The sequence below is a fragment of the Mesorhizobium sp. IMUNJ 23232 genome, from assembly GCF_044326205.1.
Taxonomy (GTDB): Bacteria; Pseudomonadota; Alphaproteobacteria; order Rhizobiales; family Rhizobiaceae; genus Kumtagia.
Window position 1 is genome coordinate 91,555 of the sequence record NZ_JBIRCY010000023.1, and the last position, 19,737, is coordinate 111,291.

At 60.7% G+C, this 19,737-nt stretch carries 14 protein-coding genes; 10 read left to right on the forward strand and 4 right to left on the reverse strand.

Features of this window, described 5'->3' with window-relative positions:
* Nucleotides 1-87 precede the first annotated feature (87 nt).
* Together ACH196_RS18030 and ACH196_RS18035 are read right to left on the reverse strand one after the other, a co-directional pair.
* Entirely contained in the window at nt 88-1,080 is a 993-nt protein-coding gene (locus ACH196_RS18030) for an ABC transporter substrate-binding protein (RefSeq protein WP_396648297.1), read from the reverse strand.
* A gap of 336 nt (nt 1,081-1,416) precedes the next feature.
* A complete protein-coding gene (locus ACH196_RS18035; RefSeq protein ID WP_396648314.1) occupies nt 1,417-2,328 on the reverse strand; it encodes a sugar-binding transcriptional regulator in 912 nt (303 codons plus the stop codon).
* A gap of 150 nt (nt 2,329-2,478) precedes the next feature.
* Here ACH196_RS18035 and ACH196_RS18040 point away from each other — a divergent pair, with 150 nt between their 5' ends.
* Together ACH196_RS18040 and ACH196_RS18045 are read left to right on the forward strand one after the other, a co-directional pair.
* A complete protein-coding gene (locus ACH196_RS18040) occupies nt 2,479-3,393 on the forward strand; it encodes a tagatose-bisphosphate aldolase (RefSeq protein ID WP_396648298.1) in 915 nt (304 codons plus the stop codon).
* A gap of 10 nt (nt 3,394-3,403) precedes the next feature.
* Nucleotides 3,404-4,837, forward strand: a complete 1,434-nt coding sequence (locus tag ACH196_RS18045) for an ROK family protein (RefSeq protein WP_396648299.1) — start codon at nt 3,404-3,406, stop codon at nt 4,835-4,837.
* Here the strand turns inward: ACH196_RS18045 and ACH196_RS18050 are convergent.
* Together ACH196_RS18050 and ACH196_RS18055 are read right to left on the reverse strand one after the other, a co-directional pair.
* Nucleotides 4,811-6,103 (reverse strand): AGE family epimerase/isomerase, encoded by a 1,293-nt coding sequence (locus ACH196_RS18050; protein WP_396648300.1) that lies wholly within the window; start codon nt 6,101-6,103, stop codon nt 4,811-4,813. The genes ACH196_RS18045 and ACH196_RS18050 overlap by 27 nt on opposite strands.
* 236 nt (nt 6,104-6,339) lie before the next feature.
* Entirely contained in the window at nt 6,340-8,871 is a 2,532-nt protein-coding gene (locus ACH196_RS18055; RefSeq protein ID WP_396648301.1) for an adenylate/guanylate cyclase domain-containing protein, read from the reverse strand.
* Between the two features lie 286 nt (nt 8,872-9,157).
* Here ACH196_RS18055 and ACH196_RS18060 point away from each other — a divergent pair, with 286 nt between their 5' ends.
* The 8 genes from ACH196_RS18060 (at nt 9,158) to ACH196_RS18095 (ending at nt 18,407) form a co-directional block, all read left to right on the forward strand.
* The gene (locus ACH196_RS18060) at nt 9,158-10,657 is read left to right on the forward strand and encodes a peroxidase family protein (protein ID WP_396648302.1); all 1,500 of its coding nucleotides are present in this window, start codon (nt 9,158-9,160) and stop codon (nt 10,655-10,657) included.
* A gap of 15 nt (nt 10,658-10,672) precedes the next feature.
* Nucleotides 10,673-11,113, forward strand: a complete 441-nt coding sequence (locus tag ACH196_RS18065; protein WP_396648303.1) for a hypothetical protein — start codon at nt 10,673-10,675, stop codon at nt 11,111-11,113.
* 264 nt (nt 11,114-11,377) lie between these two features.
* Nucleotides 11,378-12,448 carry a YcaO-like family protein gene (locus ACH196_RS18070; protein WP_396648304.1) on the forward strand — a complete coding sequence of 357 codons (1,071 nt, stop codon included), beginning with the start codon at nt 11,378-11,380 and terminating at the stop codon, nt 12,446-12,448.
* An 86-nt stretch (nt 12,449-12,534) separates the two neighbouring features.
* On the forward strand, nt 12,535-13,308 hold the full coding sequence (locus ACH196_RS18075; protein ID WP_396648305.1) for a transporter substrate-binding domain-containing protein: 774 nt from the start codon (nt 12,535-12,537) through the stop codon (nt 13,306-13,308).
* Between the two features lie 485 nt (nt 13,309-13,793).
* The gene (locus ACH196_RS18080; protein ID WP_396648306.1) at nt 13,794-15,053 is read left to right on the forward strand and encodes a tyrosine-type recombinase/integrase; all 1,260 of its coding nucleotides are present in this window, start codon (nt 13,794-13,796) and stop codon (nt 15,051-15,053) included.
* Nucleotides 15,050-15,595: a hypothetical protein gene (locus ACH196_RS18085; RefSeq protein ID WP_396648307.1), complete on the forward strand. Its 546-nt coding sequence runs from the start codon at nt 15,050-15,052 to the stop codon at nt 15,593-15,595. Before ACH196_RS18080 ends, ACH196_RS18085 begins: the two co-directional genes overlap by 4 nt.
* 81 nt (nt 15,596-15,676) lie before the next feature.
* Nucleotides 15,677-15,949, forward strand: coding sequence for a helix-turn-helix transcriptional regulator (locus ACH196_RS18090; RefSeq protein WP_396648308.1), 273 nt, complete (start codon nt 15,677-15,679; stop codon nt 15,947-15,949).
* 73 nt (nt 15,950-16,022) lie between these two features.
* Entirely contained in the window at nt 16,023-18,407 is a 2,385-nt protein-coding gene (locus ACH196_RS18095) for a phage/plasmid primase, P4 family (RefSeq protein ID WP_396648309.1), read from the forward strand.
* The last annotated feature ends 1,330 nt before the right edge of the window (nt 18,408-19,737 follow it).

Below are 19,737 nucleotides of genomic sequence, written 5' to 3' on the forward strand. Positions count from 1 at the left end.
GTCGGCGCCAGCCCAAGGGCTGGCGCGCAAGAATTGGTCAAGCGGAGAAAATCGGCTCCCCGGATACGCCGGGGAGCCGGCTCACGCTCAGTCGGAATAGACGTATTTGGCGACGTTCGGGTCGGTGACGTTGCTCTTGTCGATGACCGTGAAACCCGTGCCGATCGAGACCGGGATGGACTGGCCGCTCAGATGTGCAAAGGCCGAAACCACGCCGTAATAGCCGATCTCGGCCGGATGCTGGGCGATCGCCACGTCGACGAGACCGGTGTTGATGTTGTCGACGATCGAGGTCGGCGCGTCGAAGGCGACGACCCGGATGGTGCCGGTCTGGCCGGCCTGCTGCACGCCGTTGCCGGCGCCGAGCGCCGAGAACAGGTTGGCGCCGAACACGCCCTTCAGATCGGAATTGCGGGCGAACACGGCCTGCAACTGGCTCGCCGCCTTGTTGGCGTCGTTGTCGTTGAACTGCGTCTCGAGCACGGTGACCTTCGGGAATTCCGCGGCCATGGCGGCCTTGAAACCTTCCTCGCGCTGGTCGGTGGTCGAGATGCCCGGCTTGACGTTGGATACGTAGACCTTGCCCTCGCCGCCGATCGCGGCGGCCAGCGCGCGGGCCGCCATCTTGCCGCCAAGCACGTTGTCCGAAGCGATGTAGGAGAGCGGGAAGTCGGCGTCGCCCGCGCCGGTCTGGTACATGCCGGTGCCGATGAAGGTGTCGACGGTGATGACCGGAATGCCGGCGTCATTCGCCTTGCGCAGCGGCTCGACCAACTGGGTCTTATCGGTCGGCGCGATCAGGATGGCCGACGGCTTCTTGGCGATCACTGCATCCAGCACCGGAACCTGGGTGACGGGGTTGAAGTCGGGCGCGCCCTGGAACACCAGTTCGACGCCGAGCGCATCGGCGGCGGCCTGGGCGCCCTTGCGCATGGTGATGTAGAAGGCATCGGTGGTCAGGCCCGGAATGAGGGCGATGGTGTACTTCTTGTCCTGCGCATTGGCCGAGACTGTTCCCAGCCCGATCGCAGCGGCGACACCCACCAACGCGGTGGCCTTCAGAATTGAACGACGCTCCATGGTTTCCTCCCTGATGAGCTGTTCTGATCGATTTTCACTGAGCGTCGAACCCGTTCGCTCAGTGGACATGATTGGTTTCGACTTGGCCTGCCGTCAAGTGCAATTTTTTGCAGAAAGCAATTTCATATGGCGATCGGCTTGAAATCGCAAGCCGAAAAAGCCCGCCGTCGTTCGCGCTGCTTCCCGCCCTCCGCGATCCCGGCGTTCGCGTAAAATCCCCTCCTCGTTCTCACTCCCATGCCTCCTCCAAATAACATGCCTCGGCCATCGGACTGTCAATAGATTTATGCGCGGAAATCTGAATTTTTCCGCGAAGAAAGATTTGACGCGCGTGACCTATGCCCGATCGAGGATCGCTTCCGCCGTGCGCGTGTCGGTCACGACGGCCGAAACCAGGCCGGCGCGGGCCGCGCCGACGATCGCCTCGGCCTTGTTCTCGCCGACCGCGACGCCGATCACCAGCGGCGCGCGCCGAAGCTGTTCGGGCGACGCCGCGATCATGCGGCCCTCGCCCTCCCAGTCGATCAGCCTGCCAGCGGCGTCGAAATAGTGGCGGATGACGTCGCCCGCCGCGTCGACCAGCGCCTGCTCGCTCGGCGTGGCGGCGCTGGCGTCGGGCGTGTTGGCGCCATGCGGCAGTCCGACGCCGACAACCGCCGCGTCGATGCGATCCCACAAGGCCGTGCTGTCCGCGATCACGGGATCGGCGAGGAAGGCGTCGCGCGAAGACGACGAGGGAAGATAGGGCGCGTGGACGAAGTGCGGCACGCCGCCGGTATGCTCCGCCGCCAGCCGCACGAACTCGTTGACCTGGAAATGCGGCTGATGCTGCTGCATGCCGCCCGTCGCCGGCACGACGAAAACGCCGGGGATCGCCGGCAGGCCGGCCTCCACCACCGCGCGCACCGCCCGGCCCCAGCCGATCGCCAACACAGAGCCTGCAAGCAGCCCGGCCTGAGCGAGCATCGCTCCCAATGGCTCCGCCAGCGCCGGGAGAATGCCGGCGCTTGGCGCCTCGACCACGGCAGCACGCTTGAGCCCGAGCTTGCCGATCAGATCGCTGGTCAGCGCATCGGGAGCGGCCAGGTCGCGGATCTCGATGCGCACGATACCTTCGGCGCGCGCCCGCTGCAGCAGCCGCGAGATCGTCGCGGTCGACACGCCGAGACGCTTGGCGATGTCGACCTGGCTCATCTCGCCCTCATAGTGCAACTTGGCGACCGCATGCAGCGTGGCGCGCGAGTTTATGTCCGATGTGGGTTGCGCAGGCAGCTTGCAATTCCTTTCAGCAATATGTTACAGCGTAGCGCCAAGAACCTCGCTCCGCAAGGACCAATCCGTCGGCAACGATGCCAAGCATCGCTGCCGCTTGAACATAATAGATGGAAGAAGACGCCCATGGCACGCATGACCACAGCAGAACTGCGCGGCTACCATCAGATTTGCGGCAGCGACGGCGCCATGATGGTGATTGCCTGCGATCAGCGCGGCAGCATGCGGTCTTTGCTCACCAGCGACAAGGACGAACAGGCGAAGATCAGCAACGATATGCTGGGCGACGTCAAGGCCGATATCACCCGGTATCTAGCGAGCAAGGCGTCCTGCGTGCTCGTCGATCCGGTCTGCGCGGTGCCGAACCTCGTGGACAAGGGTCTGATCGACCGCGGCACGGCGCTCCTGATCGGCATCGACGCCTCGGGCTGGGACACTTCACCGGAGGGTTACAGACTGTCGAAGCTGGTCGACGGCATCACGGCGCGGCGGGTGCGCGAGCTTGGCGGCACCGGCGGCAAGATCATGATTTATCTGCGCTCCGACACGCCGGCGGCCAATACCCACAATATCGACATCCTCGACCGGGTCGTCGCCGACTTCGCTAGGGAAGACCTGCTGCTGGTGGTCGAGTTCCTGACCTACGCGCTGGAAGGCGAAAGCCCCGAGGCCTATGCGGCGAAGATACCGGAACTGATCCAGGGCGGCTCGAAGATCTGCCTCGACCATGGCGCGAAGGTGCTGAAAATCCCCTATCCCGGCTCCGCCGAGTCCTGCGCGGCGGTGACGGAGATGGCCGGTGACGTGCCGTGGGCGGTGCTGTCGGCCGGCGTCAACCACGAGACTTTTGTGGGCCAGGTCGACGTCGCCATGGCGAACGGCGCCTCCGGCGTCATTGCCGGGCGCTCGCTGTGGAAGGACTGCATCTCGCTCGACCGCGCCGTCACCAGGCAGAGGCTGGAGACGATCGCCGTGCCGCGCCTGCGCGAAATCCAGGCGGCGATCGCCCTGCATCGCGCGCCGGCCGTGAAAGTCGCCTGACCGCGACGCCATGGGCAGGAACGCGATAGGCGTCGACATCGGCGGCACGCATCTCCGCGCGGCGCTCGTTTCGGACGACGGCATGATCCAGAAACGCGCCAGGGCGGCGAGTTCGCCCGATCCGAAAATCGTGCTCGAACGGATCGGGGAGCTGATCGCCGGACTGGACAGCCCGACGGTCTCCGCGATCGGCATAGGCGTCCCCGGCCGGGTCGATTTCGCCAGCCGAAAGGTCTTCTCGGGAGGCTTCGTCAATCTTTCCAGCGTGGCGCTGGCTGAGCGGATCGAAGAGCGGTTCGGTCGTCCGGTGACGGTCGACAACGACTGCACCATGGCGCTGGTGGCCGAAGCCGCGTTCGGCGCGGCGAAGGGTCTTCGAAACGTCGTCATGCTCACGATCGGCACGGGCATCGGCGGCGCTGCGATCGAGGCCGGGCGCGTCGTGCGCGGGCGGGCGACGGCGGGCCAGCTCGGCCACATCGGCATTGATCCGAACGGGCTGACCTGCGCCTGCGGCAAGCGCGGCTGCGTCGAGACGACGAGTTCCGGCACAGCGCTCGGCCGGCACATCCTTGAGGCCGGGCTTCCAGCCGGCACGACGGCGGCGGAACTGCTTGCGCGCCGTGAGCAGGGCGACGAGGTCGCGGTGAAAATCCTGCATGCGTGGGCCGCGCCGCTGCGCCTCGCCATCGACAACCTGGTGACAACTCTAGATCCCGACATCGTCGTGCTCGGCGGCGGTCTCGGGGAAGCCGCATGCGCCGCACTTGCGGCGGTACCGGAGGCGAAGTCGTGGTTCAGCAGCCATGTCGTTCCGGCGACGTTAGGCGATGATGCCGGCGTGATCGGCGCCGGCATCGCGGCGTTGCGGGCGGCGGCGCCGGCCGGCAAGCGGCTTGTGATGGTCAACGGCGTGCCGGCTAGCGGCAAGAGCCGGGTCGCGCGAAAACTGGCTGAAGCGACCGGCTGGCCGTTGCTCTCGCTCGACACGGTGAAGAACCCGTTCCTCGAAGAGATCGAAGGGGTCGACAGGCCGTTCAACCGCAAGCTCGGCCGGGCAAGCCTGAAGGCGATGTTCGCGGTGCTCGCCGAGGCGCCCGCCGGCACCACCGTCATCATGGATGCCTGGTTCGGATTCCAGCCGCGCGAACTGCTGGCCGAACTGATCGCCCAATCCGGGATCGACGCCCTTGCCGAAATCTGGTGCGCTGCGCCTCCAGAGCTGATCGGCGCGCGTTATGGCGCCCGCGTCGGCAAGCGCCTGCCCGGCCACCCCGGCGCCGACTACGTCCCGGAACTGATCGCGCTCGCCGGGCGCGCCGAACCGATGCGCTTCGGTCCGGTGCTGACCGTGGATACGACGAAGAAAAAGGTCAATGCCGAAGCATTGCGGGAGTGGCTCGGCGAAGCGCTGACCTTAGCGTCCGCCAAGCAAAGTCACTGATCCATTCCCGCGCAGGCCGCGCGTGACGCTGCCGTTCGCCGGGACGAGCGGGATCAGGCAGGCCTGGAAAGCGTGGTAGAGGTCCGGCTTGCCAACGAAGACGCGGCTGATCGGCTTCAGTTCGCTGTTCAGCTCCGGATACCAGCCGCCGCGTTCGTGATCGATGAAATGATCGGTCACAAAACCCCAGATGCGGCGATACCATTCCTCGAATCTTGGATCTTCGTCCACCGACCCCAGCACGGCTGCCGCGCCGATGCCTTCCGCGCAGGGCCACCAGAAGCGGTCGGACTGGTCCGGCCTGTCGTTCCAGTCGAGCGTGTAATAAAACCCGCCCGTCCCGCGATCCCAACCGATCGCCGTGGTGGTGAGGAAGAGCTGTTTCGCCGCCTCCTTCATCCAGCCATGCTTACGGCCGCCGAGTTCCCAGAGCTGGACGAGCAAACGGCTCCACTCCAGCGCGTGCCCGGGCGTCGTGCCCGAGGGCCGGAACATCGGGTCGCCGATGTAGTTCCGGTCGACCTGCCACTTGCTGTCGAAATGTTCGGCGACGCGCCAGCCCTGTTCGCGCGCATGACGGCCGATGATCAGCGAAGCAATGCTTTCCGCCATATCGAGATAGGTCCGGTCGCCGGTCGCCTCAAAGGCGGCCATGGTGGCTTCGGTCAGATGCATGTTGGAGTTCTGACCGCGATAGTCGCCGAGCGGCTGCCAGTCGGCGGCATATTCCTCGGTCGTCGCACCAACATTCTTGTCCCAGAAGCGCGTGTGCAGGACTTCGGTGATATCGGCGAGGAGCCGGTCCGCATCCGGATGCCCGACGACCTTGGCCGACGAAGCGGCCAGCAGCACGAAGCCGTGACCATAGGCTTGCTTGCTGGCGTTGGTCGGCCGCTCGTCATCGACGCCCCAGAAATAGCCGCCCGACTGTTGATCGCGATGGCGCTCCCACAGGAACGCCATGCCGTGGTCGATGATACGGTCGGCGCCGGGGAGGCCAAGCATGTGGGCGATGGCAAAACAATGCACCATGCGCGTGGTATCGTGGATCTGCCGTTCCACCCCCGCATGGCCGGACTTGGGCGGCAGAGGACGCCCAAAATCGTCAAGCGGGAAGAAGCCGCCCGCCGGGTTGAACAGGTTGCGGCTGAAGAAGTTCAACAAGGCCTGCGCTTGCCCAAGCAGCCAGTGCCGATGCGCCGCGCGCTCGACGAACCTTGGGCCGGAGGTCCCGACCCAGCTCCCCGCATTTTCCGTCTCCGGCATCGCTCTGTCTCCCGCTCGCGGCCTGGCAACTCAGGCTTCTGACGCTCTCTAGAGGATGATAGAACTGACGGGAAGCGTCTCCCGGCGCAGCTTGGACGTCTTCGACAATTGTCTCAAGAGAAACGGCCGGCCCGTTCGCCGCTGGATCAAAATTCCGTCGCAGGTCATCGTCAGGCCATGCAGGACCGGACAAAGCTGGCACGACACCATTCCAATCGTATGTCGGCGAAGATTTGTTATCCTGTCGGAAGGCCTGCCAGCCTCAACCCGTCGACGAGCCGTTTTCGAACTTCCTTTTCCTTGATTGGGATACCACTCAACATCCAATCGACGATCGCACGGTCGTCAGGACGATTGCCCGCCCATTGCGCTCGCGCTCCAGCAAGGAAGCCCTCGGCCGCCCGGCGCGATTCTTCCGCATTTCCCATCAGCGCCAGCGCGGCCGCTTTCCATACATGTGTGTCGTGCATACTTCCGGCACCCAAGTTTGCCGCCTCGACGGCACCCGGGTAATCGCCAACGATAAATCTGATTCCGGTGAGGTATTCCCATTGGAAAGGTGTGACAAACGGGGTCAGGCCGAGCGCCAGGCGTGCCAGTTCGCTTGCCCTCTCCGTTTGTCCGGTGAAGGCGAATCCGTGTGCGCAGGAAAGCAGCGTCTTCGGATTGTTGGGATTGAGATCGAAGGCTAATTCGTAGTGGATGTCCGCCTGCTCAAATCTTTCCGCCATCAGATATGACCACGCCAGGGTCAAGTGCGCGCGGGTTTCCAGCGGGTCGATCTGCACCGCCTTCTGCGCCAGCTTGAGCGCTTCAGCCTCGAGCGCGGGGTCACGATGGAAACCGGCAACGATGATGTGACGGACGTTGTAGATACTGGCGAGGCTTGAATAGGCTGGAGCAAAGCGCGGCATCTGCTCGATAACCGACTTGAAAAGACGCTCGGCCTCGATCTCGGCTTCCGGCTGCCAGAGGGTAAGCAGGTTTTCCCCGCGCAGCCAGTTATCATAGCTCGCCAGCGACCCGTCCCGCGTGCCGGTACGGCCACCCACGCGTTCGGCGGATAGATAGATGTCAAGCACGGCTGCGGTCTTGCGCGCAATTCCGCTGGGAGCTGTCCCCCACTCCTGCAGCTCGAGGGGGAACCGTTCGCTCCAGACAACACGATCGTTGGAGCAGTCGACAAGAGTGAACCGCACGGTCTCCCCCGAAGTGGACGACTGCATGCGGGTCTCGAGGCGGTAGTCTATCTTGACGTTGGAACTTGCGTCGGGCAGCCGCTGCCCGTCGTGCTCTTCGACGATCACCCAGTCGCGGAACTTGATCAGGCAGAAGATCACTTCGGCGCGAAAGCCCTCGAGCAAATGGTCCTTGCCGTCTTTCTCGTCAGCCGCGACGAAGGGACGGACCACGATCACCGGAAGTCGCCCCTCAAACGCCATGGATGCCTGGATTACCTCGCTGCCGGCCTCGTCGAGCGGCACCGGTTGGCCGGAGCGTATCTGCTGGATCGTTTTCTGGGTTTCGGCCGAGGGTTCGATGCCGAAATCCCTCGCCAAAACCTCTCGCAGAGATTCGTAAACGCGGATAGCGGCTGCGGTCTTGCCCTCCTCGCCATGGACCTTCATGAGCATTCGCGCAGCAGGCTCATGCGTGGAATCGATGGAAAGCAGCGCTATGGCGGCATGTTTCCTGGTCAGACTGTCTCCCAAGGTGCGGTCGAGACACGTTTCCAGTTGCTCGATCAGCCGGTTGCGCCAGCGATGGCGAGTGACCCTGAGCCAGGCATCGAATACCTGGTCGGTCCGGTCGAGGTCTGCCATGATCTGTTCTGGAGACACCCGGCCTTCGAACAGCTCAGGCGCCACCAGCCCTTCATCCAGACTGTCGCTGATCGTGAGAAGATCGACCCGCAGCGCAGACAGGGTCATGCGCACATCGTTGGCATTCGAATGGAAGGCATCCGACCCTGCTCTCTGGAATGTGGTCTGGATCTGCCGCACCACGGAACGGTACTCTTGCTGAGCGAGATGGATGTCCTGGTTGCTCCACAGGAGACCGATCACACGCTCCCTCACCTCCTTGTGCTGGTTGCCGAGTATGAGATAACCGACCAAAGCCCGCGCCCTGACGGATTTCAACGCAAGATCGGTGCCCTCGGCGTCGGACAACGAGAGCCTTTCGATCAAGCAGATTGAGATCTCGCCCGGCGCTATCCCTTGCCCTTCGGCGGAAAGCACATTGCTGCGGTGGACGCGGTAAGCGACAATGGGCTGTGGAATATTTTTCAGGCTGCGTGGACCGAGGCTACCGTAAGCCGCGGGCACAGCTTGGCGGACCTGTTCGAACACGGTCTGGGAAATACAGATGCCACCCGGTTCAGCCAGGTGTTCCAGACGCGAGGCAACGTTGACGATGTGGCCATAGACGTCGCCATCGCGGTGCTTCACTTCGCCAAGATGGATGCCAATCCGGAACCGGATCTGATGGTTTTTGGGTTGGCCGTCGGCGAGCGACCTCAGTTGCTCCTGAGCGGCAAGTGCGTAGAGAACCGCCTCGGTCGCCGACGTGAACTCGACCAGTGCGCCATCGCCAGTCGTCTTCAGCATCTCGCCGTCATGCATGGGAGCGAGGTCGCGGAAAGTGGCGAAGCAGCGCTGCATGAAATCCAGCGTTGCCTGCTCGTGGGAGTGCATATGCCTCGAATAGCCTTCAGCGTCCGCGAATAGGATGGCTCGCAGGGCAGACTGGGTTACGTTCGAACGCATGTGCCGGACCGCCATAATTCAACGGTGCTAGATTACACCCACTTCGTAGCTGCCGCAAAAGGAGCCGAGCAATGGCGAAACGTCAGGCGCAGTCTCGAACAGTCTCCATTTCTCCGAGATTTTCGGCTCGATAACGGAGACTTGTCGGCTCTCCCATGTTGTGCGATAATTCACCTACATTAAGCTTGAGTGCCAAATAAAACGGTGGGCAGCCGCCGGCGCGATGTATTTGCCCGCAACAGCGAGGCAATCGAGGGGGCGCAGCTTGGTCGCTAAGCATGGGCGCTTGATCTACGTCGTCGATGGCGAGCCCATCGTCAACAAGGACGCGAACCCCTCCGACCGCTTTCTCGATACGCAAGAGCCATTGGACTCGCCCTTTCGATTCACTCGGATGTTCGAGGAGCAACGGGAGCAGCCTCCTGACCATCTTCTGAGGTGTCTTGGAGAGAAGATGGCCCGGGATACGAGCGATGCGCAATTGGACGGCCCAATTCCAGCTGGATACACCTACCTGGGGCAATTCATCGCACATGAGATAACACACAACGGATCGGAATATAAGAAGGCGCTCCAAAATATTGAACAATTGACTTCGCCTAGCGTGAATCTAGGTAGTCTCTACGGGGATAAATTATATCTCGGGGACGAAGACACGTCGTACTACCTCGAGATAGGTCAAACCAAGCTGGATGATATCAACGTTGAACTTCCACAATTTCTCAATGACCTACCCAGAACAGACGGGCAGCCAAAGATTAATGAAAAGCGCAATGATAACAATCTTAACCTCGCTCAGATTCACGTAGCGATGATTCGATTTCACAATGCGGTGGCTTCCCGTCTGTCACAGAGCGGGGAGGTCTCGGCTAAAAAAATTCGGAAAACCGTGATACAGCATTTTCAGTCTGTCGTTCTGAATGATTTTTTACGGAAAGTCGTCAACGAATACGTTTACAGCGATGTAATTGAGCATGGTCCGACTTTCTACCGACCGGCGCGGAGCCCCGAGAATCCTTATCCAGCAATGCCGTTGGAGTTCGCAATGGCTGCGTTCAGGTTCGGACACAGCATGGTGCGAAGTAAATACACTCCTGCCTGGAACGGCTATCACCATCCAGGGCTGGACACGCTGCTCAGACAAACGAACAATGTAGGTGGGATAGACCAGCTGCAGAGCAGCTGGGTCGCAAATTGGTCTCGGTTGTTCGACTTCCGCGAACTGGGCATTACCGTTGAGCAGCCGCTTTTCGCCCGGCGGATCGACACCAGAATAGCGCGAGCCTTGGGTGACCTTCCCGCTGGCGCCTTGCCCGCTCCGGCGCCGTCAGCGAACCTGCCCATCCGCACGTTATTGTTCGGCGCGGCAGCGCGTCTTCCGTCTGGAGAAGCCGCGTCTCGTCAAATGAATTGCGCCTTGTCGCGAGCAAGGCGGAGGATCGAACCTATACCCGTCCTTTCCGAGGATGAGATCACCGCGGACGAAGACGAAGACGTCCGATGCATTCTGGAAGATCCCAGAATGAGGGGAAATACACCGCTCTGGTTCTACATCCTGAAGGAGGCCCAGCTTCGGGAATGTGGGGAGAGACTTGGCCCGCTTGGCGGTCGGATTGTCATGGAAGTGCTCTACGAACTGATCGCGAACAGCGACTACTCGATTTTGCAGGAGAAGAATTGGAGACCAAGCTTGCCGTTCAGAAGTGGCAAGGAAGGCTACGTCATGACTGATTTGCTGGCTTTGGCTGGTGATATCGATCCGTTTCCACAACCTATATGTGCGTAAGTCGGGAGAGGTGATATGGCACAATCTAGCAACGGAAGTTTGAGAATTGTTCCCAATGCGGGATCGACAGCGATACACCCGCAGGGGTATATTGAATTAACAGAAGACTATTTTGCAATTACAGACAACAATCTGGAAAAAATTGGGAAGAAGAATCAGGCAGCAATTGAATTTCTGAAAAGAAACGGCGCACGCATCGTTAAAGATAAACTAAATAGAATAATAGACAAGTCGACAAACAAAATTAAGGTTATGATCGATGAAGACGACGACGAAGATGGAAAGACACGGACTCACGTATCTCTTCCATCTCAACATCTTACTAGTGTAGGTGATTTGGCGTATCTCGACGATTATATAAACATAATCACCAATTTTGCTGATGGAACGACAGCGGGTTCAGAAAAGGCCCGAAAATTCCTGTTCGGGTTGATGATGATCACCAAGTGCAGGTGACTGTTCCTGTCGCAGGGAAGGAGACTCGAAGCAAGAAGAAAGTCCTTTCTTGGGTGAAGACTCAGTCACGGAGCCGAGCAACGATGAAGACATGGTCAAGATCGGATGGCTATAACAGATTGGTTTGGTGCCCATTTGGTGACACCTTCGTCTTTCCCGGCTCACCTTGCGGTAGCCATCCCGGCAACCGGGGAGGGTAGCTGCGGAGCACACCTTCCGAGAGCCTCACGAGTTGAGGCGGGCCGTGTGGCGTCCGGGCGGGGGGTGACGATCGAGCAGGCTCGGGCAAGCTGTATGGGGGAGGCCGCCGAACTGGCCAGTGCTTGCTTCTGGGGCAATGAGGCGAGGGTTCGGGCTACCTACGGCGAGGTGGCGCCAAGTGGAGTGCACCCTGCCTCTCTGCTTCTTCTGAGCGAAGACCAATATCGGCAGCGGCAAGCTTCCAATGCCGCGCACGGGGTGGTCGACTGGATACCCACTCGCTTCGATGAAGCCCTTCCTGTCGACTGGGTCGCGGCGAACTCGCCGGATGGAGAAGATCGCGCCCTAGTTCCTGCTGCCTGCGTCTACATCGGCTACTTCGAAGTCGGTGACGAGGGCGCATTCGCGGTTGCGGACAGCAATGGCTGCGCGACAGGCGCCACGCTGGACGATGCTACCGCTACCGCTTTCCTCGAGCTGGTCGAACGCGACGCCACCGCAATCTGGTGGTATGGCCGCCACGTCTGCCCTAACTTCAACCTTGGCGCCGTGGATGGCGAGGAAAAGCTCGTTGCTTCGCTCGAGGCCCGCAGCCGAAGTTTCCACCTTTTGGACTTGACGACGGATCTGCGCATTCCAGTTTGCGCCGCTGTTTCGGCCGAGCCGGGAGGCGGCGCGGTCGCTGTCGGCGTAGCGGCGCATTTCGATGCGTCCCGCGCCGCAATCGCAGCGCTCACCGAAATGCTCCAGGTGGAGTTCTCGATCGCGGTCCGATGCCGGATGGCACCGGTCGACGATAGCGATCGCCTCGGCTTTTGGCTCCGCCGCGTCTCGCTCCATTCGATGCCCCATCTTCAACCATCCGGGGAGAGTTCCGTGCCCCCTTCTGGCACCGGTCCTGCTGGGGTCGCGGAATGTCTTCGGGTCTGCCGCGAAGCCGGCCTGCGGTTACTTGCTGTCGATTTGACGCGGCCGGAAATCGGAGTGCCGGCCGTCCGAGTCATCGTTCCGGGACTACGGCCGCTGCAACGCCGTCTCGCGGCTGGACGACTGTTCGACGTTCCGGTCAGCCTCGGCTGGCGGGATGCGCCAATGGCTCCAGAGGAACTGAACCCGATTCCGATGTCAGCATAGGAAATTCACGACAAATCAAAAATACTCTCGCAAAATCCACCATGCCGGAAGAGTATCCATATCTGCTAAAGCAACGGAGAGAGAACATGAAGGGAATCTGCGCGGCAGCAACTCTAACCATGGCTCTAGCCTTCAGCAGCGCGGCGCGAGCCGAACCCGTCAGGGTGGGCTTCACCCCGGAGGCCTACCCGCCCTTCTTCTACTCCGACGCATCCGGAAACTGGATAGGGTGGGAGATCGAGATGGTCGAGGCGATCTGCGCCGAAGCCAAGCTCGAATGCGTTCTGACGCCAACCGCCTGGGACGGGATCATTCCCGCTCTCACTGTCAAGAAGATCGACATGATCGCGGCATCGATGTCGATCACCGAGGAGCGGAAGAAGACAATCGATTTCTCCGACCGCTACTACAAGACCCCGACGGTCGTGGTCGCGCCGAAGGGATCGAAGATCGACCCGTCGCCGGATGGCCTGAAGGGCAAGGTGATCGGGGTGCAGGTGTCCACCACCCATGAAGATTACGCCCGAAAACACTTCGCTTCGGCTGCTGAGATCAAGGCGTACCAGACTCAGGACGAAGCGTTCCAGGACCTCGCCGCCGGCCGCATCGACGCCGTGCAGTCCGACGGGATCGCTGCGGACGGCTACCTGGCTTCGGATCAGGGAAAGGCCTGTTGCGAGATCAAAGGCACCGTGACAGACGACCCGGAGCTACTCGGCCTCGGCGCCGGCTTCGGGTTCCGCAAGGGAGACAACACCCTCAGGGAGAAGATCAACACCGCGATCAGGGGCGTTCGAGAGAACGGCACCTACGCAGAGATTTCGAAGAAATATTTTACCTTCGACATCTACGGCGAGTGATGGTCAGTCCTTTGACCCGATGGGAAGGACCCTAAACTGCACCAATGCCGATGTTTGAGCTCGACCGCTCCGCAGCTAAGGAGGGGGTCGTTTCTCAACAATCACACGCAGATTTCACAGGGCGTCGCATCACCGAGCTTGTCATCCGCCGGTAATCGTCGCCTCAGAAATGCAATTCCGGTTGTGCGATTTCAATCGCTTCAGAAACACAAAAGCCGCGGAGTTCCGCGGCTTTGAGTGGTTGGGAAATTTGGAGCGGGCGAAGGGATTCGAACCCTCGACCCCAACCTTGGCAAGCCATTGATTCTCCTTACCTTTCTGTCCCGTCTCGTAACCTATTCATCCCAAAATTGATTGTCGTAGCTCCGGGGAGCGGACACGATCAGTCCCATAGGGTCGCTAGGAAAACCGCCACTTGCGGCTCCCCGTGGAAACCCTCGGAAGATCGACCCAACCCAACCCATGACAGCGGGGGAGCGATAGCTATGACGACGAAAAAGCGCCTGACCAACCAAGTTCTGGAGCGAATAAACCCGCCCAAGTCGGGTCGGCTGGAGATGGGTGACGAACTTTGCCCTGGGCTTGTGCTACGGGTGACGGAGCAGGGCGCCAAGTCGTTCTCCGTCATCTACCGGGTGCTAGGGGAAGGTGGGGAATCTGACAGCGGTCGGCCGCTTGCAGGCAAGCAGCACCGTATTACCCTTGGAAAGTGGCCGGTAGTGAGCCTTGCCGGCGCCAGGGACCGAGCCAGGGCGATCATCGCAAAGGCCAACGAGGGCGTCGACCCGAGGGGGGAACGAATTGAGGCGGTAAAGGAGCGCCGAGCCAATACCTTCTCCGCCGTTCTCGACCGTCACGTGAAACAGGACGCCATGCGGACCATCTCCAGTTGGCAGAACGTTGAGCGCGTGCTTCGCCTGCATGTCGTGCCGCGTCTTGGCGACCGACCGATTGCCGATATCCGCCGTTCAGAGGTCCACGAGATCATGGACGATCTCGTCGCCAGCGGCCGAGTCGGCACAGCGCGCGAGGTGCGCAAGCAGATGTCCCGCATCTTCAACTGGGCGGCTGACCGCGAGATTATCGAGAGCAACCCCCTTTCGGGCATGAAGCGGACGGACCTCGCACGGAACACGGAAGCCGGCCGCGCGCTTACCGACGTCGAGCTACGCGCGATCTGGAAGGCGGCGGAAGAACTGCGCTACCCGTTCGGCTCGCTGTATCAGACCCTCATGCTGACCGGACAAAGGCGCGCCGAGTGGGGTTTCTGCAAGCGGTCCGAGATTGACACCGACAACCGTTGGCTCGACCTTGGCAAGGAGCGCTTCAAAAGCCGGCGCGAGCATATCGTGCCGATGTCGGAGTTTGTTTGGACGCTGTTCGAGGCTTTCCCCGTCTGGGCGGGTCGCAACGACTATTTCGTGTTCTCTTCGAGGCATGGCCGGGTGCCGGTAGCCGGGTTCTCGCAGGGCAAGCGCGCGCTCGATGCTGGCGCTTTGAAGCATCTCCGGCAGGAAACGGGCAACGACGCGGCAACCCTCCAGCATTTCCGCATTCACGATTTGCGAGTGACCTGCGAGACGCGGCTGGCCAATCTCGGCTTCAATCAGGAAATTCGTGACGCGGTGCTGGGTCACGCACGGCCTGGCTTGCAAAAAATCTACAACAAGCATGATTATCTGAAGGAGAAGCGCGAGGCGCTTCAGGCCTACGGCGCGCACCTGATGGACATCGTGCGGAAATGAATACGCAGGCCGGACTGAACGGGCCGGAGCCCAAGCTCGATGAGGAGACGCTTGGCTATCTTATCGGTCTGCGCGACTACGGATACGAGCATGTGCTTCTGCCGAAAATCGGCCCGCTGAGGGACTTTATCGCCGCAATTGAAACAGTGATAAACGGCTTAATGGACCCCAGCATTGGTCCATACGTCGGTGATGCGCTCCAAGAAACCGACGAAACGAAAGATATTGGCAGTCGCGTGTCCGATTTAGTGGGCGAGTTGGAATCGGTGCGACACGCTGTTGCAGATAGCGGCGCGGCCACCCGGCGAGGCAGACCACGGTCGCCCGCGAGCGACGAGTCGGTGGCGCGAAAATTGATCAGCTTCTATCGCAGCAGGACAGGCGACATCTCCGGCCCATACTTTGTGCTCGACGATGCGCACAAGCCGGGTAACGCGTTTACCAAGTGGTTCTGTGCCACGCTTCCGCTCATCCTCCCTGCGGTGAGTGCTTCGACTTGTCAGACCTTGGCGAGGCAGTTCGGACAAAAAACCGGAAGATAGGCAGCCGATTTAAAACCCGTGCGCTGCTTGTGCCGCCCGGCCATGTTCCTTCGAGTTCTGCGTTACTTGAAGGGAATCACGATGAGCGACCGTTTCATATCTATGGACGAGGTTATCGACCGCGTCTCCTTTTCCAAGACCCATATTTACAGGAAGATCGCCGACGGCACTTTTCCGCGACCGGTACCCTTGGGGCTGCACAAGGTCGCCTTTCTAGAACGTGAGATAAACGATTGGGTTGCTGGCCGACTTGACGCACGAGAGCGCGGCGAAGGGGCAGAGGCCCGACGCACCCATGCGCGCAAGCTTGCGTCCCGGCTATCGAATACCGGCGAAGACGGATCACCTGCCTAAGGAAAAGACGCCTCGGCTCAGGGCCGAAGGCGTCTTCCTTTTGGCCGCCAGTCGCAGGCAGCGGGTCGCAACCATGAACATAGAGAACGGTACCTTTGTCCAAGAGGCAATCAACAATTGCCGAGCGGAACAGGCTGTCGAGTTTCTTCATAAACTTGCACCAGACGGCCCCTGGGTTCTCTGGGCGAAAGAGGCGGACGGGCCGTTTCTTTGCTGCAGCCGCGCCTATTACCCGGGCGACGAAGCGGAGGTTGCGGCTTGGATAGAAGCTCACGCCGCTCGGAATCAGTATTTCCATCTCAATCCATATCCGGATGTTCGGCGCGATGGCGCTAGGAGATTCACCAAAGCCCGAAAGGTTGACATCCCCGAGGTCCGGTATCTTCACGTCGATGTCGATCCGCGCCCGATTGATCCCAACTCGTCCGACACCCAAAAGGCCGATCACCTGGAGTCCGAGCGAGAGCGCATCCGATTGCAATTGGAAACGCAATCTCCGACGTTTCTAATCGACAGTGGGGGTGGATATCAGGCGCTATGGCGCCTGGAGGAGCCAATGGTCCTTGATGGCTCCGAGGCATCAGCGGACCGCGCTAGCGCCTACAACTTTGCCCTGGCGAATCAATTCGAGGGGGATATCGCTGCACGCGATGTGAGCAGGGTTTTGCGCCTACCAGGCACCGTTAACTGGCCCGACGCCAAGAAGCGCGCGAAGGGACGCAAGCATGCATTGGCGCGTTTGGTCCATTCAAACGACCAAAGCTTCCCGATCCGACATTTTGAAATGGCCGAACGGGTGGACGCTCCGCCGAGCATCCAACCTCAAGCTAGTGAGGCGCCAAAGTCCGGCATCGCTGAGCAGGTTTGGAACATTATCCGCGCGGGTCACGATTCCAAGAACCCGAACCGCTGGCCGTCGCGGTCGGAGGCTGTCTTCTATGTCTGCTGCGAACTGATCAGAGCAGGCTACGACGACGCTGCGATAGCCGATGTTATCACCAATCCCAGGCACGGCATCAGCGAACATGTCCTCGAACAGGGACATCCGCAGGCCTATGCAATGCGCCAAGCGGCGCAGGCGCGCGCAAGGCTGGACGCAGAGCCGCCGTCGTTAAATAGTGGTGACCCCTTGCGCTCAGCGCGCGAGTTCATCAGGCGTCGCCGCCCGACTTTGATGCGTTACAACCATGACTGGCTCGCGCATGATGGCGCCGCCTATATCGATGTCGAGGAAGGCACAATAAAGTCCGAACTATATGGTTTCGTCGCGGCAGCCATCGAAGCGGCGCCTGATGGAAGCCCTCGCCCCTTTTTGCCGACCAAGGCAAAGGTGGCGAATATCATGGACGCTTTGGACGCCTGCGCGCATACCCCGCGAGACACATATGCACCACCCTGCTGGCTCGATGGTGATGGACCCCGGCCAAGCGAGATCGTCGCATGCCGGAACGGCCTCCTTCACCTTCCTTCCGGCCAGTTGCTGCCGTCGACGTCGCGCTTTTTCACGAGAAATGCGCTATCCTTTGACTATGACGCGACGACCGCAGAACCGACGCACTGGTTGGAGTTCCTAGCATCCATCTGGCCGGGCGACGCCGAGTCAGTTGCCACGCTTCAGGAAATGTTCGGGTACCTATTGGTACCTGATACCTCGCTACAGAAGATTTTTCTGCTGGTTGGCCCGCCCCGTTCAGGCAAGGGGACCATTGGTCGTGTCCTCATGAGCCTGGTCGGCGACCGAAACGCGTGCGCACCGGCCATAAACAGTCTCGGCAACCCTTTTGGCCTTCAGCCACTGATCGGCAAGCAGGTTGCGATCGTCAGCGACATGCGGCTTGGGCGCAAAACGGATCATGCCGCCCTCGCGGAGAACCTGCTCCGCATTAGCGGCGAGGATATGGTGACCGCCGACCGGAAGTATAAGGAAGCCTGGACGGGTCGCCTAGCCGCAAGATTTGTGATCATCACAAACATCTTGCCAACATTTGCGGATGCATCCGGGGCGCTTGCCAACCGATTTATCCCACTGGTCATGACTGAGAGTTTTTGCGGTCGGGAAAACCCTAACCTGTCGAACCAGCTCCTCCTGGAATTGCCCGGCATTCTCAATTGGGCGGTAGCCGGGTGGAAGCGGCTTAAGGAGCGAGGATATTTCGTCCCTCCACCGGCGGCGGCCGAAGCGATGGCCGATCTCTCCGACTTGGCATCGCCTGTGGCGGCGTTCGTTCGGGAAGAATGTGACCTCGATCCACAAGGCATCGTCTCAAAGCTAGAACTTTTCGATGCCTGGCGGAAGCACGGTGAACGGCGGGGCCAGACACATTGCGGAACCTTGAGCACGTTCAGTCGCGATCTCTTGGCCGCGTTCCCCAAAGAGATCAAGCCGGCAAAACCCCGCCAAAGCGGCGAGCGTGTGCCAAGTTACCAAGGCATCCGGCTGCGGTCTTCGCCGTTCTGAAGCGAAGTGGAATACCAACTACCTGGCTCATTCGTCGAACCGGTCCGACCGGTCCGGGTCTATGACATATGTGTTTTGATCGGGCTTGTTGGTCGAAGCTGTTTACCACGCGTACAAAAGAGTTGGGTTAGGGTCGGACCGGTCGGACCGGCCGCGTTCATCCACCGGATCTTCGGCGGGAATTATCGCTGGCACGAGGGTCCTTCGCTCCCCTGCCGCTCCCCGACTGCCGGTTCGCCTTTATCAAGGTGCTGGAAATCCAGAATTTTTCGCCGAGCACCCTTACCCTAAGGAGAGAAGGGTGCCGCCTACGCGCCTGGCCGGCCGGGCATGGCCGTGATGCTGTAGCCGCGCCGTCGACGAGGCTGCTCCCGCCAATCGGCGCTCCACCGGCTTCGCCCTGATGTCGGCCGCCCGAGCGCGACGGCCATCCCCGATGACGACAACCCCCCTCCCCCAAAAAAACCTCCCGGGAGGCCATTTCCGTCGTGGCAGGCGGGTCAACTGCGGCAGATAGGACGGCTTGTCGCCATTTGGGCTATGTGGACCGCTCGCGGTCGCGCGCGAAGCGCCAGCGCCGCCGCTGGCGGCCAACGGTTGAGCACTCACGCTAGCCACTGCCCTTTTTCTGTTTGACCGCGATCTGTCCGCCGCATCATGGCGCCCCACCACCAGAAGACCATCGCGACCGGCAGAAATCATCTTCTGCACCAAGACAAGTAGTCCCGGTTAGAAGGACGCCTAGGCCAGAACATCTCCATCCACATTTGCCATCAAAAACACGTCGCAATTCGCGCGACAATCTTTGGTCGCGATGTTGGTTTGGCACAATATAGTTTACAGGCGTAACTTCGAGACTTGGCGGGTGCCAGGCGAGAAACGCAGTCTGAAAGCGGTCGGCATCCAATTAGCTATGTTAAGAGGCAGAGGGGGAGGGATAAAGTGCGCGCATTGGTGGCAGTGCTGGGAGGTTTAGTGGGTGCAGTTTTCGGCGTCGCTAGCACGTTGGCTTTGGCCCCAGCCTTGGTCGCGCTGACAGGTAGAGATCATGGAGCGGGTTCGCTCTCGTGGCTGGCCGTTGTCTTGGTCGGCGTGCTGTTGGGTGCTTCTGCCCCCACGATCCGCCGGATTTTCGGTCGCGGCTTCCTGCTGCTCGGAGCAAGCGTCTTCCTGCTTCCGCTCTCGACAATTCTTTTCTCCGGGTGTGAACCGGCGTGCAATTTTGACCCCTTAGCTGGGAGGATCGGCGTCCAAAATTGACCCCCCTCATTCAGTCGATCTGCGACCATCCGTTTGTTTCGGCAAGCGGATGGAGAGGGGATGAAGTCAG